This window comes from Klebsiella sp. 141153, assembly GCF_032601995.1.
GTDB classification, from domain to species: domain Bacteria; phylum Pseudomonadota; class Gammaproteobacteria; order Enterobacterales; family Enterobacteriaceae; genus Klebsiella; species Klebsiella aerogenes.
On sequence record NZ_JAQIRJ010000009.1, the window covers coordinates 205,409 to 221,124 of the forward strand.

At 59.7% G+C, this 15,716-nt stretch carries 13 protein-coding genes and 1 pseudogene; 9 read left to right on the top strand and 5 right to left on the bottom strand.

The window, feature by feature from the left end; all coding sequences use genetic code 11:
* The first annotated feature begins 13 nt into the window (after positions 1-13).
* The 4 genes from PGS10_RS18205 (at position 14) to PGS10_RS18220 (ending at position 4,914) form a co-directional block, all read left to right on the top strand.
* Complete coding sequence (locus tag PGS10_RS18205; RefSeq protein ID WP_063415812.1) at positions 14-1,864, top strand: bifunctional sugar phosphate isomerase/epimerase/4-hydroxyphenylpyruvate dioxygenase family protein; 1,851 nt, start codon at positions 14-16, stop codon at positions 1,862-1,864.
* 76 nt (positions 1,865-1,940) lie between these two features.
* Positions 1,941-3,263: an MFS transporter gene (locus tag PGS10_RS18210; protein ID WP_047046674.1), complete on the top strand. Its 1,323-nt coding sequence runs from the start codon at positions 1,941-1,943 to the stop codon at positions 3,261-3,263.
* 15 nt (positions 3,264-3,278) lie between these two features.
* On the top strand, positions 3,279-4,115 hold the full coding sequence (locus PGS10_RS18215) for a shikimate dehydrogenase family protein (RefSeq protein ID WP_316423319.1): 837 nt from the start codon (positions 3,279-3,281) through the stop codon (positions 4,113-4,115).
* A 55-nt stretch (positions 4,116-4,170) separates the two neighbouring features.
* The gene (locus PGS10_RS18220; RefSeq protein ID WP_316423320.1) at positions 4,171-4,914 is read left to right on the top strand and encodes a substrate-binding domain-containing protein; all 744 of its coding nucleotides are present in this window, start codon (positions 4,171-4,173) and stop codon (positions 4,912-4,914) included.
* Here PGS10_RS18220 and PGS10_RS18225 read toward each other — a convergent pair.
* Genes PGS10_RS18225 through PGS10_RS18235 form a run of 3 tightly spaced genes read right to left on the bottom strand, consistent with a single transcriptional unit; the run spans position 4,898 to position 7,699 of the window.
* Entirely contained in the window at positions 4,898-5,647 is a 750-nt protein-coding gene (locus tag PGS10_RS18225; protein ID WP_047046668.1) for an ABC transporter ATP-binding protein, read from the bottom strand. The genes PGS10_RS18220 and PGS10_RS18225 overlap by 17 nt on opposite strands.
* Positions 5,644-6,651: a FecCD family ABC transporter permease gene (locus PGS10_RS18230; RefSeq protein ID WP_063415807.1), complete on the bottom strand. Its 1,008-nt coding sequence runs from the start codon at positions 6,649-6,651 to the stop codon at positions 5,644-5,646. The genes PGS10_RS18225 and PGS10_RS18230 overlap by 4 nt, the downstream gene beginning before the upstream one ends.
* Entirely contained in the window at positions 6,641-7,699 is a 1,059-nt protein-coding gene (locus PGS10_RS18235) for an ABC transporter substrate-binding protein (protein ID WP_316423321.1), read from the bottom strand. The genes PGS10_RS18230 and PGS10_RS18235 overlap by 11 nt, the downstream gene beginning before the upstream one ends.
* 198 nt (positions 7,700-7,897) lie before the next feature.
* Between PGS10_RS18235 and PGS10_RS18240 the strand changes: the two genes are divergently transcribed.
* Positions 7,898-8,617: a polyphenol oxidase family protein gene (locus tag PGS10_RS18240; RefSeq protein ID WP_316423322.1), complete on the top strand. Its 720-nt coding sequence runs from the start codon at positions 7,898-7,900 to the stop codon at positions 8,615-8,617.
* Between the two features lie 80 nt (positions 8,618-8,697).
* The gene (locus PGS10_RS18245) at positions 8,698-10,101 is read left to right on the top strand and encodes a DUF7594 domain-containing protein (RefSeq protein ID WP_316423323.1); all 1,404 of its coding nucleotides are present in this window, start codon (positions 8,698-8,700) and stop codon (positions 10,099-10,101) included.
* Between the two features lie 53 nt (positions 10,102-10,154).
* On the opposite strand, the gene PGS10_RS18250 is transcribed toward PGS10_RS18245, so the two are convergent.
* Positions 10,155-11,735 (bottom strand): rhodanese homology domain-containing protein, encoded by a 1,581-nt coding sequence (locus tag PGS10_RS18250; protein WP_316423324.1) that lies wholly within the window; start codon positions 11,733-11,735, stop codon positions 10,155-10,157.
* Positions 11,728-12,333 carry a cysteine dioxygenase gene (locus PGS10_RS18255; RefSeq protein ID WP_045396149.1) on the bottom strand — a complete coding sequence of 202 codons (606 nt, stop codon included), beginning with the start codon at positions 12,331-12,333 and terminating at the stop codon, positions 11,728-11,730. The genes PGS10_RS18250 and PGS10_RS18255 overlap by 8 nt, the downstream gene beginning before the upstream one ends.
* A gap of 107 nt (positions 12,334-12,440) precedes the next feature.
* Here PGS10_RS18255 and PGS10_RS18260 point away from each other — a divergent pair, with 107 nt between their 5' ends.
* The 3 genes and pseudogenes from PGS10_RS18260 (at position 12,441) to PGS10_RS18270 (ending at position 15,713) form a co-directional block, all read left to right on the top strand.
* Positions 12,441-13,334, top strand: coding sequence for a LysR family transcriptional regulator (locus PGS10_RS18260; RefSeq protein WP_045396152.1), 894 nt, complete (start codon positions 12,441-12,443; stop codon positions 13,332-13,334).
* 145 nt (positions 13,335-13,479) lie between these two features.
* A pseudogene (locus PGS10_RS18265) lies at positions 13,480-14,584 on the top strand (LLM class flavin-dependent oxidoreductase).
* On the top strand, positions 14,562-15,713 hold the full coding sequence (locus PGS10_RS18270) for an acyl-CoA dehydrogenase family protein (protein ID WP_316423325.1): 1,152 nt from the start codon (positions 14,562-14,564) through the stop codon (positions 15,711-15,713). The pseudogene PGS10_RS18265 and the gene PGS10_RS18270 overlap by 23 nt, the downstream one beginning before the upstream one ends.
* Positions 15,714-15,716: the final 3 nt, after the last annotated feature.

A 15,716-nucleotide genomic window follows, 5' to 3' on the forward strand; every position in this document is an offset into this window, starting at 1 on the left:
CCCGAGGACTCTTATGTTGCGTTCCATCGCTACCGTTTCGATATCCGGTACTTTACCTGAAAAGCTGCACGCTATCGCCGCGGCCGGTTATCAGGGCGTTGAAATCTTTGAAAACGATCTGCTCTATTATACGGGCACGCCGCGCGATATTCGCAACCTTGCCGCTGAATTAGGGCTAAAAATCACGCTTTTTCAACCCTTTCGTGATTTCGAGGGCGCCAGCCGCGCGCAGTTTGCCGCTAACCTGCAGCGGGCGAAGCGGAAATTCGCCCTGATGCATGAATTAGGCTGCAACACCATGCTGCTCTGTAGCAACGTTCAGCCGGACTGTTCTGCCGATATCGAACTGCAGGTCGCCGACCTGCGCGCGCTGGCTGAGCTCGCCGAGCAGGAGGGGATTATCATCGGCTACGAGGCGCTGGCGTGGGGAACCCACGTCAACCGCTGGCGTCAGGCATGGGAACGGGTGCAGCGGGTGAACAGCCCGGCGATGGGCATTGTGCTTGATAGCTTCCATATTCTGTCGCTCGGGGATGATCTACAAGGCCTTGCCGCGGTGCCGGTTGAGAAAATCACCTTCCTGCAGTTGGCTGACGCGCCGTTGATGAAGATGGATGTCCTCGAATGGAGCCGTCATTTCCGCTGCTTCCCGGGCCAGGGGCAACTGCCGCTGGTGGATTTCGCCTGTGAACTGACGCGCTGCGGCTATCGCGGACCCTGGTCGCTGGAGATTTTCAATGACGGCTTTCGCGCCTCACCCAACGGCGCCACGGCAAAAGATGGCTACCGTTCATTGCTGTGGCTCGAAGAGCAGACCCGTCGGCAGCTTGCGGATAGCGACGCGGCGTTATTTTCGCCACCTGCGCTACCGCACTATGACGGTCTGGAGTTTATTGAGTTCGCCGCTAGTCCGGCGGAGTCTACCGCGCTAGGCCAGCGCCTGACGCAACTGGGCTTTAAGCTTCAGGGCAAACATCGTTCCAAGCAGGTTGCGCTCTGGCGCAATGGCGAGGCGCGGGTGATTGTTAATGCGCAGCCGCACAGCTGGGCCGACCATTTTCATCAGCGCCACGGCGTCTCATTGTGCGCGATGGCGCTACGGGTAAGCCGCAGCGCGCCGGTTGTGGAACGCGCCCGCGCCTACGGTTATGCCACCTGGCAGGGGGATGCGGGGCCAAATGAGAGTTCGATCCCGGCGGTTTGCGCTCCGGATGGTAGCCTGATCTACCTGGTCGAAGCCGGTGACGATATCTACGCCCGCGATTTTCATTTACAGGCAGCGGCGCCGCGCGACGACTACCGCGGTATTGACCATCTCGCGTTAGGCATGGAGGCCGATAGCCGCGACAACTGGATTATCTTTTTCCGTACGGTTTTCGGCTTCAGTCTCGAACATGAACAGACGTTGCCTGACCCGTATGGACTGGTGCGCAGCCTGGCGGTTCGTAGCCCGCAGGGCGATATTCGTCTGGCGCTGAATATATCGCAAAGCCGAGCCACGCAGATTGCGCGTTCGGTCGCCTGTTATCAGGGGGCCGGGCTGCAGCACGCCGCTTTTGCCTGTCGCGATTTACCCGTAACGCTCGAAAGTCTGCCGCAGGCTGCGCTGAACGCGCTGCCTATCCCGGCGAATTACTATGAGGATCTGCTGGCGCGCTTTGGCGAAGAGCCGCAGGTAGAGACATTGCAGCGCCTGCAAATTCTCTACGACCGTGACGCCCGCGGCGGCGAATTCCTGCATCTTTATACCCGTCCATTTGTGGCGGGGCGCTTCTTCTTCGAATTGACCGAACGGCGTGACGGTTACGCCCAGTACGGCGCGGTAAATGCCGCCGTCCGCCTTTCGGCCATGCAGTACAGTTAAACGTAGCAAATGGTTCACAACACAACATCGCAAACACAATAACAACATTCATCTGTACTCAAGACAGGAAACGACTATGAATTCTTATAGCCATAACCAGGCGACGGCGGCGGATACTGCGACCACCGCGCCTCGCTCCCGGCGGCGTATCGGGATCCTGGCGCTGCTGGCCGTCGGCACGATGATTAACTATCTCGACCGCACGGTGCTCGGTATCGCTGCGCCGAGACTGACCGCCGAGCTTGGCATTGATGCCGCTATTATGGGAATTGTTTTTTCGGCCTTTGCCTGGACCTATGCGCTGGCGCAAATTCCCGGCGGTATTTTCCTCGATCGTTTCGGCAATAAGGTGACCTATTTTCTCTCCCTGGCGCTGTGGTCGCTGTTCACTTTATTTCACGGTATGGCAATTGGCTTGAAAACGCTGTTGCTGTGTCGTTTTGGGCTTGGCGTCAGTGAAGCGCCCTGTTTTCCGGTCAACAGCAGGGTAGTGAGTACCTGGTTTCCGCAGCAGGAGCGCGCGAAGGCCACGGCGGTCTACACCGTCGGCGAATATCTCGGGCTGGCCTGTTTCTCGCCGCTGCTGTTCTGGATTATGGGCAGCTTCGGCTGGCGCGCGCTGTTTATCAGCGTCGGGGTTGTTGGCATCCTGTTCGCGCTGGTCTGGTGGCGTTGCTACCGTGAACCCCATCAGGATAGCCGCCTGAGCGACAGTGAACGCGAACATATTCTTCGCGGCGGCGGACTGGCTAGCGCGCAGCAGCAGCAAAACGCTTTTAGCTGGCCGCTGGTGCGCCAGCTGTTGGCAAAACGACAGGTGATTGGTGCCAGCGTCGGTCAATTCGCCGGTAATACCGTGCTGGTCTTCTTTCTGACCTGGTTTCCAACGTACCTGGCGACCGAGCGCCACATGGCGTGGTTGAAAGTAGGCTTCTTCGCCATCTTGCCGTTTCTCGCCGCAGCGGGTGGCGTGCTGTTTGGCGGCTGGCTCTCCGACAAGCTGTTGAAAGCCACCGGTTCGGCCAATCTGGCGCGTAAGCTGCCTATCGTCGTCGGGCTGATGATGGCCAGCAGCATTATTTCCGCCAACTGGCTGCCGAGCGACCTGGCGGTGATCCTGATGATGTCATTTGCCTTCTTTGGCCAGGGAATGGTCGGCCTCGGCTGGACGTTAATTTCCGATATTGCGCCGCAGGGGATGGGCGGGATAACCGCCGGCATCTTTAATTTTTGCACCAATCTGGCGGGGATCCTCACGCCGCTGATTATCGGTTTTATCGTTGCCGCTTCCGGTAGTTTTTTCTACGCGCTGGTCTATATCGGCGGCGCGGCGCTGCTTGGCGTGGTGGCATATCTCTTTATTCTTGGCGATGTCAAACGCATCGAACTTTCGCAGTAACGACAGGAGTAGGGCATGATCATTAGTGGTCATACGCGGCTGATAGCGCATCTTGGTTATCCGACCGCCAGTTTTAAAGCGCCGATGATTTATAACCCATGGCTGGCCCATTGCGGGGCGGACGTCAAAGTGGTGCCGATGGGGGTGAGGCCGGAGGATTACGCGGCGCTGGTGCCAGCGCTGTTTTCCATGACCAACATCGTCGGCGCGCTGGTCACCATGCCGCATAAAATGGCGACCTGCGGGTTGGTCGACCAGCTGAGCCCGACGGCGGCAATCGCCGGCGCCTGCAATGCCATCCGCCGCGAAGCCGACGGCAGCCTGCGCGGCGATATGTTCGATGGCGCAGGCTTTGTGCTGGGGATTACGCGCAAAGGCTTTCAACCACAAGGGGCGAGGGCGCAGGTGTTCGGCTGCGGCGGCGTCGGCTCGGCGATTGCCGCATCGCTGGCGGGCGCCGGGGTCAGTACCTTGACGCTGTTCGACACCTGTGTAGCCGCCGCCGAGGCGCTGGCGCAGCGGCTGCATCAGCACTATCCACGTCTGGAGATCGTTCTGATGCAGCGCGATCCCGCCGCGCAGGATCTGGTGGTCAACGCCACGCCGCTGGGCATGAAAGCGGATGATCCGCTACCGCTGGATGTTTCGCGCCTGTCGCCGCGTACCTGGGTCGGCGAGGTGGTGATGAGCGTTGAATATACTCCGCTACTGCGGGCGGCGCAGGCGCTGGGGTGCCCGATTCAGCGCGGTACCGATATGCTGTTCGAGATGATCCCGGCCTATCTCGAGTTCTTCCAACTGCCGGTGGCGACGCCGGAACAGCTGCGCGAACGGGCGGAAATTCGCTACTGAATCAGCAAAAAAGGCGTTACCCTAGCGCTATATTCTCATCTTTATAGCGATTGTTGTGATGACCACTTCATTGACGCTGTTGGCGGCGGGAAGCCTGAAAAGCGCTTTCCTCCCGCTGCTGGCGCGATTTCAGCAGCTTAGCGGCATTCTGGTCGAGGCGCAGTTCGGCCCGGCTGGTCTGCTGCGCGAACGCATTGAAGGCGGCGAACGCTGCTCGCTGTTCGCCAGTGCGAATACCGAACACCCTCAGGCGCTGCTGCAGGCCGGGCTTGCGATAAACTGCTGTTCGTTTGCCGCTAACCGACTGATGCTGACCGTGCGCCGCACGCCTGATACCGATCGCGCTGACTGGCTGGCGTTACTGCACGATTCTCGGCTGCGGCTGGCGACCTCGACGCCGGGCTGCGATCCTTCCGGCGATTACACCTGGCAGCTTTTTGCCCGTCTTGAAGCCGGCTATCCGGGCCTCGGTCGGGCGTTGATGTCCCGGGCGCAGCAGCTGGTCGGCGGTCGGGCGTCGCTGACTGTACCGTCTGGCACGAGCGCAGGAGAGTGGCTGATTGGCGAAGACTTTGCCGACCTGTTTATCGGCTACGCCCACTATGCGGTTCAGATGACGGAGAGCGCGCAGTTTCGCACGCTACTGATTCCCGAGCCGTGGAACATTCGCTGCGAGTATCAACTGGCGCAAATTGAGGAGAGCGCTGCCGCGCGGCAGCTACGGCGCTATATAACCGCAGAAGAAGGGCAGAATTTTCTGCGCGCGGCAGGATTTTTGACCGTTAGCGATGGATCGTAAACTGCGGCGCCAGTAACGGCACTGCGCTACCGGGATGGTCGATTTTGTGAACCGGCAGGCCGTAGGCACGCTGCAGGTTCGCTTCGCTGAGTACCGCGAACGACTCTCCCGCCAGCCATTCGCCGCCGGGCAACAGCAGCAGGGTGTGGCTGGCTATCTGCAGAGCATGAGTCGGGTCATGGGTGGTGAATACCACGGTGCGCCTCTGCCGATGAGCAAGATTGCTAATCAGCTGTAATACAACCTGTTGATTAGCCAGATCCAGCGCCGAACAGGGTTCGTCTAACAGAATATTTTGACTGGCGCCGACCAGCGCGCGGGCAATGAGCACCAACTGCTGCTGGCCGCCGGACAGAGCGCGAAACACCTGATTGGCCAATGCGGCGATCCCCAGCAGCGCCAGCGCCTGTTGAACCTCCCGCTCATCTTCCGGCCCCGGCTGCGCGAACAGATCGACGAGTCGCGCGCGGCCCATCAGCACCACATCGCGTACCCGCCAGCCAAACGCCGGGCGGAACGATTGCGGCACGATGGCGATGCCGCCTTCTACGTTAAACTGCCCGCCGAGCGGCGGCAGGACGCCGGTCAGGGTATCCAGTAGCGTACTTTTGCCGCGACCGTTGGCGCCCAGTATCGCCCAGATTTCCCCGTGACGGCACTGCATGGACAGCGGGGCGAAGAGCGGCTGACGATGGCCGTAGCGCAGGGCGTTCAGTGATAATGAAATGTTCATTGGGCCACACCGCGGCGTTGGGACTGAATCAGTAAAAGGGTAAACAGCGGCGCGCCGAGCAGGGCGGTAATAATGCCAATCGGAATCTCCGCCTGGGTTAACGTGCGCGCCAGGTCGTCCACCACCACCATAAACGCGCCGCCTAGCCAGAATGCCGTTGGCAGCAGGCGGCGGTGATCGGCGCCGACAAGCAGTCGCGCCAGATGCGGAATAACCAGCCCGACCCAGGCGATGCTGCCGCTGACCGCGACCTGGGCGGCGACCAGCACCGCGCAGCAGACCAACACTCCGCGGCGCAACTTGACCACCGAAACGCCAAGACCGCGCGCATCTTTATCCTCCAGCGCCAGCAGGTTGATACGCCAGCGCAGCTTTAGCAGGATAACGGCGGCGACGGCGACCGGCAGCGCCATGGACAGCACTTTATGCCAGTTGGCGGTGGCAAAGCTGCCGAGCAGCCAGAAAACGATATTCGGCAGGGTTTCTTCCGTATCGGCAAGGTACTGCATCAGGCTGACCAGCGCGGCAAAGAAACCGCTGAGAATAATGCCGGAAAGGATCAGCGCCAGCGTGTTTTCACGCCCCTGCAGCGTGGCGATGAGATAAACCAGCGCCAGCGCGGCGAGGCCGAAGAAGAAGGTGCAACCCATCATCGATACGATGTCGAAGCCCAGCAGGATAGCAAGCGTGCCGCCGAAGGCGGAGCCGGAGGTTACCCCGATGATATGCGGGTCGACCAGCGGGTTATGGAATACGCCCTGTAACGTCGCACCGCATAGCCCCAGCGAGCCGCCGGCCAGCAGCGCCATCGCTACCCTGGGAAGTCTGACTGACCAGACGATCTGCCCGGCGACGCCGCTGCCGGGCGCGCCATGGGTAAGCTCATGAAGGACCTCATTCAGGCTGAGGTGGTACTGCCCCAGGCATAGTGAGGCGATAGCGATAAATAGCGTCGCCGCCGCCAGCCCGCCGTGCAGCAGCGCCCAGTGAAGGTTACTGCGCATTCGGCGTCCATTTCACGCGGTAGAAGCGTTGATAGTAATCCTGCGCTTTGGCATCGACATCGACATTCCGGTAGCGGGAAGGATTGAGCTTTTTCGCCATCCACAGCTCGCCTATCGCCAACGCCTCCGGCATCGGATAGCCCCAGGCCTTGGCGTATTCCGGCATCAGCCATACGCGGTGGTTTTTCACCGCGTCTATCGCTTGCCATTGCGGGTCGTTTTCAATCTGTTTGACCACCTGCGGATAGCGGTCCTGGACGAAGATAACCTCAGGGTTCCATTGCAGAATCTGTTCCAGCGAGACCTGGCGTGCGCCCTTGACCGTGGCGGCGGCGACGTTTAGCGCTCCGGCATGCTTCATCATCAGCCCGGTATATTTGCCGGAACCGTAGGTGTTGAGGTCCGGGTTGGCCATGTACACGCGCACCCGCTGGCTGTCAGGGATAGCGGCGACCGGGGCGTTAGCTTCTGCCCGCGCCGCGAAGGTGTAATCAATCAGCGCTTCGGCCTGGCTTTGGCGTTCGACCACTTCGCCAATCAGGCGGATCCCCTGTTTAAGGCCGTCGTTATAGGCCTGTTCTTCATTGGCCATTGTCGGGTTCATTTTGTTTTTCTCACCCGCCGCGTCCTGACGCAGGGATATCGTGACGACCGGAACCCCGGCGTTTTGGATCTGCTGGATCATCGCCTGCGGCGCGTAGTTAGCGACGAACACCACCTGCGGATGCAGCGCCAGCAGGCTTTCGATATTGACCTGAGTTAAATCGCCCGGCGTCGGCAGCTTTTCAATAGTGGGCATAAAGCGGACAAACTGCGGCCCGAGCTGTTTTTTCCAGCTGCTTAACACGCCGACGATATCGTCGCCGGCATTCAACTGGACCAGGAGATTAAGCGTCTGGTGCTGCAGGACGACCGCGCGGGTGATGTGATCCGGCAGCGTAACCTGGCGGCCCAGCTGGTCGGTGACGGTGCGCTCGGCAAAAGCCTGGCTGGTGAACAGGCTGGCGCTGCACAACGTCAGCGCCAAAAGTAAACGGTGTGGTGACATGGATTGACCTGGTTGGATAAGAATAATCGATGTATATTAAATTATATAGCGGTGCCGGGTGCAAATAATTACTGCGTTCCCACCTTGTTATGGCTGGCAGCGAGCTTGAGGTCCCGCCGGGAACAAAGCATCCACATCTTGCGTATCGATGGGCTTTGGCCTACGGTAAATCCACCACCAATTTATTTACGCGCCGTTATGTCTTATCCATCCCGCTTATTAAGTGATATCCCCGGTATTCGCTACGCTTTTCTTGATGTGCACGAAACCGCCGCCTTTCCGTACAGCGAAATGGCGCCGGTGAAGTTGGTGCACGGCAATGTGGTTCATCACTATCAGGGGCCGCAGGCAGAGCGGCCGCACGCCGATGCGGTGTTTACGGCCCTGCGTGGGCAAAAGGTCGGCGTGGTGACCGCCGACTGTTTACCGTTATTGATGGCCTCGCGGGATGGGCGCTATGTTTGCAGCGTGCATGCCGGCTGGCGCGGAGCGGCGAGCGGCATTATTGAAAACAGCCTGGCGCTGTTTCACCAGCATCAGGTGGCGCCAGAAGAAATAGTGGTGGTCTGCGGGCCGCATATTCACGCCTGCTGCTATGAGGTTTCGGCCGAGTTTTATCAAACGCTGTTGACCATGCCGGCGGGCGAATTGATACGACGCTACAGCGACGAGCTCTTTCATCAGCGCCTCGCTCCGCCAGAAGCGGGGCAAGCGCGGGCTAGCGGTAGCGATAATCTGTGGTTCGATCTCCGCGCGCTGGCGCAACGGGTGCTGCAACAGGCCGGGGTGGCGGCGGAAAATACCGAATGGCTGGGGAGCTGTACCTACTGCACGCCGCAGGCGCTCGGCTCCTACCGTCGGCGCACCCATTTTCCGGCGGCCAAAACCTTCCAGTACTCATGGATTATGCGCGAATGAGATAAAATGATGTTTGCTGATGTGTAACATCGGCGCCGGTTTGCTATCTCTACGGTCCTTCAAACAAGGAGGATCGTAAAATGAAAGCTAACTCAGTTGTACTGGCCCTGACTCCGCTGTTGGCCGCCAGCGCTTTTTCCGCCCATGCAGGACCGCAAGCCCAGGCGGTATGCGGCTACAGCCACACCCTTGGCGACGACGCGATTATGATGTTCGGTATGACAAACCAGGCGATGTGGCATGATTTCTTCGGCAATACCCACACCGATGCCGTTTCTACCTATCAAACCCTGCGCGCGCAGCCGGAAACCACCTGTGATAACAAGGCCGACAGTTCTGCATACTGGGCGCCGTCAATGAAATTACCGGATGGACAGATAGTCACTCCTGCTTATCAGAAAACCTATTATCAGGCGACGAAAGTGGATCGCTATCCGCTACATCCTTTCCCGTCGGGGCTGGAGCTGCTGGCTGGCGACCACCACGGTTCCGCCCCAAGCTCGCGGATTACCTTCCTGTGCGCCAACGGTAAAGGCTATAGCAACAAGGCCGGTGAGGTTTGCGGCCTGCGTAAAGCGGGAGATGCGGTGCAGTTTAATATCGGTATTCAGTTCCCCAACTGCTGGGATGGCGTCAACCTGAAACCGAGCCATGACCACAGCAACGCCGCTTATGATGTCAACGGCGCCTGCCCGGCCGACTATCCGGTAAAAATCCCGACGGTCAATATGAATATCGCCTACGTACTGCCGCAGATTACGTCTCTGGACACGGCGAAAATTGAGCTGTCGATGGATCCGGTCATGAAGGGCGATAAACGTGAAGAGAAGTGGGGCAGTATCTATACCGCCCATGCAGATTTCATGAACGGCTGGACGGTAGAGGGCGCGCACTTCATGACCGAACACTGTATGAATGAAGGCATGGATTGCGGTACCAACGTGCCTTATAGCTTCTCGCTGGCGGAAGAAAACGCGGTGGTTGAGAGCGCGCAGCCGAATGTTAACTTCGGCGCGCCCGAAGCGCTGCAAATTTCCGATAACTGGAAGAACGGCGGCCGCACCAGCAACCCGGAAACCCTCACCCTGGTGAAGTTTAAAATCCCGGCGCTGCCGAAAGATCAGGATGCGTCGCTGTTTAAATATCGCCTGCGTCTGTATGGCGGCAAGGTTGAAACCAACGGCGCGGATCAGATTTTCTTCTATCCGGCCAGCAACAGCTGGAGCGCGTCAAGCGTGACCTGGAAGCATCGCCCGACCTGCAGCTACAATTCAGATGCTCAACTGTATCTCAATTCATCTCGTGAGTATCGGATGGTGGATATCGATAAAGCGGTACGTAAAGCGCTGGCGGAAGGGAAAACCGAGATCTCCTGGTACATCGGCGGCGATCGTCAGGGTAACCACTATCAGTTTGACGCCGCATCGGCGCAGAAGCAGCCGATCCTGATGCTGGTTGGTTTTAAAACCACTCCGGAAATTTAATTCACAATAAAGGTAAGTTATTCCCGGTGGCCCTGTTGCCACCGGGTTTTAACCTACAACACCTTAAAGCCGTGGGTGCCATCGCGCGCTAGCTGTTCCACCAGGCCATACTCCCAGTCAAGATAAGCCTGCATCGCCGCTGCGGTGTTATCGGTTCCTTCATATGGCCGTCGGTAGCGATCGCTGCGCGGCGTTGCCAGATGCGTCTCGCCCTGTTCCAGCGCCAGCCCGGCATCAATCCACACCAGCGTCCCGCCGCTTAACAGTTGTACCGGCTTACCGGTCAATGCCGCGACTTCAGGTACGGCATAGCGGGCCAGCAGACTGCTGCCGCAGGTGACAACGTAACGTTTTGCGGGAGGGATGAGCTCAAGCGCCTGACGCAGCTGTGAACGCGCCAGCCACCAGGCGCCGGGGATATGCCGCGCGACATAGTTCGCGCTGGTGGTGAAATCCAGTACCACGGTGCCGGGTTCGCGCAATTGTTCCGCCAGTTGCAGGGGGGCAATCTCCTCAACCTGCGGCGCAGGCGGTACGCTGGCGGGCGGAAGGCCGCGTTCGCTCAATTGCTCCACGCGGACATCGCGTAAAACCGCCACTTCCCAGCCCATCTGCGCTAACCAGGACGCTGCTATCGGCGCGCGTATCTCATCATCGGCGACCAGCACAATCCGCGCTCCGCGTACGCTGGCGTAATGATCGGTTTCCTGCACCAGCTGGCCGCCGGGGGCATTCACGCTGTGCGGCAGATGGCCTGCGGCATACTCCTCGGGGCTGCGAACATCAAACAGATAGGTGGTGCGGCTCGGCTGCTGTTGCCAGCGGGCTAAAGTAGGGGCATCAATGAAGGCCACGCCAGCGCGCTCGGCCAACTGCGTCACTGCAGCCACGCGTTGCGCTGAGGCGCGGAAATCGGCGTCGTAGCGCCGCTGCTGGCCGTGCTCGAGCTCCAGTCCGGCTAAGGTCCAGCCGATGGTGCCGTTGCGCAGCGCGTAAACCGGATTGGCTAAACCGGCATTACGTAGCGATTGGCTGCCGATAATGCTGCGGGTACGGCCGGCGCAATTAACGATAACCGGCGTTTGCTGCGATGGCAGCAGGCCTTCGATGCGTAACGCCAGCTCGCCGCCGGGCACGCTAATGCTGCCGGGAATATTCATCGTTTGATATTCATCAAAACGACGCGCATCGACCACCACGACTGGCTGTGGACCCTCGATCAGCGCCTTCACTTCCTCGGCGCTCAACGAGGGCGTCTGGCGCTCGCTCTCTACCAGCTCGCCGAACGCTTTGCTCGGTGAGTTAACGTCCTGAAAGAGCTCGCCGCCGCTACGCTGCCAGCCCGTCAGGCCGCCTGCCAGTAGCGCAACATCCTGATAGCCCCAGCGTTGCAGCCGCTTAACGGCCTGCTCCGCGAGACCTTCGCCATTGTCGTAGAGGGTAATCGGCGTCGTCAGGCGCGGTACGCGGCGAAAAATCTCCAGCTCCAGCTTGCTCAGCGGCAAATTAGCGGCAAACAGCGGATGGTTAGTGGCAAATGCGGCCTCTTCGCGAACGTCGATGAGCGCCACTTCCGCGCCATCGATCAGCGCCTGGCGCACCTCGGCTGGCTGGCGGTAATTGTAATCAGGCATATGAATTATCCTTTGAGAGATCCCAGATATTGGGCAAGTGACGGTTGGAGTAACCGGAGACGAATGGTTTGGCGATCCCATCCGCGCTATAAACCGCACGCCTGACGCCGCCGATGTTAGCGCCATAGACGTGAATACTGATTGAGACGTGGTCCGCGAGCGCGTTACTCACCCGATGAATATCGCCATCGCGGGAAGAGACTTTTTCTACTTTGCCGGCAGAAAGCCGTTCAGCAGGACCATTGGCTATCGGTAAACCGCGCTCGTCGAGTCGATAGCGCTGATTTTCCTCCGCGCCGCGCAACATACCGATGGCCCCCCATACCCGATGGTCGTGGATAGGCGTCGATTGCCCCGGTCCCCAGACGAAGCTGACAATCGAAAAGCGTTGGCCGGAATCGACATGCAGCAAATACTGCTGATAGTGGTGGGGATGCGGCAGGGTGTACTCTTCCGGCAACCAGTCATCTTTTTGCACCAGCGAAGCCAGGCGCACGGCGACGGCGTCGAGCAGGGTGGCCTCATCGGTAAACTGGCGATGCAGGGCATCAAGGTCTTGAATGAACTGGCGTAATTTTTCCACTCGCGGTGCGGTCATGGTGATTTCCTGTTGTCGGGACTGGTCATTACGCTAGCAAAGGCGTTAATATAATTAAAATGCAATTTCCGTATATATTAATATGCAAAAATCACATTAAGGATTGTATGCGTATCGATGACATTGATGCTCTGCTGGCTACCGTGCAGTTTTCCTCTCTGAATCAGGCGGCGGAATACCTTGGCATTACCCAATCGGCGATTACCCGTCGGCTTCAGCGTCTGGAGCAAACCCTCAATGTGACGCTGCTGGAGCGCCAGACCCGGCCCCTGACGCTCACCGCCGCCGGACATCGGGTGTATGAGCAGTGCCTGAGCATCAAGCGGGAAACCAAAAAGCTGTACGGGCTGCTCGATCCGGAGGCGGAGCCGCAGGGCGTTCTGCGTCTCGGCGTGCCGCAGAGCGTGGCGGAAATCGCCCTCCAGCCGGCGCTGAGCGCGCTACGCCAGCAGTTCCCGGCCCTTGAGCCGCAGGTGACCTGCGGCTGGAGCGGGCTGCTGCAAAAACGGCTGGAGAGCGTCGAACTGGATGGCGTGCTGGCGATGGGACCACAACAGCAGCGCTTTGCTGACGGCTACAGCGGGAGACTGCTGTGTCCGCTGGATATCGTGGTCATCGCGGCGAAAAGCTGGCGACTGCACGCCGGAGCGCTGCGCGACTGTGCGCAGCGAGGCTGGATACTCAATCCCGACGGCTGCGGCCTGCGGGCCGGGCTAATCCGCGAACTGCACTCGCAGGGGCTGCGGCTGGCGCTGAACGTCGAGACCGCCGGCGCCCAGTTGCAAATCAGCCTGGTGGCGCAGGGGCTGGGGCTTGGCCTGGTGCCTCGCGCCGCGCTGGCCGCCAGCCCGTGGCGCGATGAAGTGTCCACGCTTGCGCTCGCGGATTTTCAGCCGCAAGTGCATCTGTGGCTGGTACAGGCGCAGAATCTGGCTAACCTCAGCCAGCCGCTGACTTTTTTCGCCGGTAAAGTGGTCCAGCAACTTAATGCATCTGACTGATACATATATGTTATTTTTATAAATGCTTATCTTGCATATTAAGTTATGATAAAAATGCATTTTGCTCATTAAGAGCCTGTGTATAGGGTAATGAAAACGCGCCGCCGCCGCGGCCCATTCATTACCTTACTACCAGGAGTTCTGTATGAGCATTCAGTTTCTCGGCATGATCGGCCACCGCCTGTCGTCGGAAACCATCGCCCCGGTAGGGCCGATTTTTGACCGTGATTATATTGTGCGCTTCGCGCAAACACATGAAGCCGCGGGTTTTGACCGCCTGCTGGTGGGGCACTGGTCCGATCAACCCGACGGCTTTTTGGTGACCGCGCTGGCGGGGTTGTCGACGCAAAAGATAGCTTTCCTGCTGGCGCACCGTCCCGGTTTTGTCTCGCCAACTCTCGCCGCGCGTAAATTCGCCACCCTTGAACATCTGCTTGGCGGCCGGCTGGCGGTACATATCATCAGCGGCGGCAATGACGCCGAGCAGCGCCGTGACGGCGATTATCTCGACCACGACCAGCGCTATGCGCGCACCGACGCCTTCCTCGATACCATCCGCCAGGTCTGGACCGCCGAACAGCCGGTGGACATCGACAATGATTTTTATCAGGCGCAACAGGCCTGGTCAGCTATTCGCCCGCTGCAGAAACCGCATATTCCCCTCTATTTCGGCGGTTCGTCGGAAGCGGCGATTACGGTGGCCGGTAAACACGCTAACGTCTTCGCGCTATGGGGGGAGTCGCTGGCGCAAACGGCGGAAACTATCCAGCGGGTACGGGCGGAAGCGGCAAAACATCAGCGCGAGATCGATTTCAGCGTGTCGTTCCGGCCGATTATCGCAGATAGCGAAGCGGAAGCCTGGGAGAAGGCCGAGCATATTCTGCATGTCGCCACCGAGCGGGCGGCGCAGAGTGAGGGGGGCTTTAAAGCCAAGCCCGATAGCGTTGGCGCGCAGCGTCTGCGAGCCACGGCGGCGCAGGGTAAGGTGGTGGATAAACGCCTGTGGACCGGCATCGCGCAGCTGGTGGGCGGCGGCCACAATTCCACCGCGCTGGTCGGCACGCCGGAACAGGTGGCCGATGCGCTGCTCGACTACTACGACCTCGGCGTACGTAACTTCCTGATCCGCGGATTCGACCCGCTGAACGATGCGCAGGAGTATGGCAAAGCGCTGCTGCCGATCACCCGCGAAAAAGCCGCGCTGCGCGCCGTGGCGGAGCGCGCATCATGAGGCCTCACCCCAGCGATGACTGGGTGCGGCAGCTCGCGGAGATCCGCCATCTGATGACGGAGGAGGCGGCCAGCCTTGATGCCAGCGGCGATTTTCCCCATCGCAATATTGACGTTCTGCGCCGACGCGGGTTTTTAAGCCTTGCCGTACCGCAGCAGTACGGCGGACCAGTCGCCAGTTTAGCCAAGCTGCAACAGGCCATTGCCGCCATCGCCTGGGGCGAACCGGCGACCGCGCTGATTGTCTGCATGCAGTACCTGCATCATCTGCGGCTGGCGGAAAATGTCCATTGGGCTGAGCCGCTACGCCAGCGCGTGTTTGATGATGCGCTCACAAACGGCGGGTTGATGAATAGCCTGCGCGTCGAGCCGGATCTGGGCTCTCCGGCGCGCGGCGGTCTGCCGCAAACGATAGCCAGCCGGAACAGCCGGGGCTGGCTGATTAACGGTCACAAAATTTATACCACCGGGATCGAAGGGTTGAGCTGGCTGGCGCTGTGGGCGCGTAGCGACGACAATCCGCCGCTGGTCGGTAGCTGGCTGGTTCCTGCCGACAGCGAGGGCATCAGCGTAGTGAAAAGCTGGGATCACGTCGGCATGCGGGCCACCGGCAGCCACGAGGTGGTGCTGAAAAACGTGCAGGTGTCCGCCGGGCATGCGGTTGATGTTTGGCGCGCCGACGAGCCGCCCGCGGCGGACGCCGAACAGTTTCGTCTGTTTGCCAACCGTCATACGGCGTTGCTGGCGGCGATTTACGATAGCGTGGCCCGCGCGGCGCGCGACTGGCTTGTCGCGTGGCTGGGTGCGCGGGTCCCCGTCAATCTTGGACAACCGCTTTCCAGTCTGCCGCGGGTACAGGAAAAAGTGGGTCAGATAGAGGGGCTGCTGCTGGTTAACCGCGCGCTGCTGGAGAATGCCGCGGAGCTGGGCTTTTCCGCTATTGAGGCCAATCTGGCGAAAGTCACTATCACCGATAACGCCATTCAGGCGGTCAATCTGGCGCTTGAACTCACCGGCAATCATGGTTTAAGCCGGCAAAATCCTCTGGAACGCCACTATCGCAACGTCCTGTGCGGGCGGGTACATACGCCGCAGAACGACAGCGCGTGGCAGGCGGCGGGTAAACACGCTTTTCAACAACAAGGATAATTC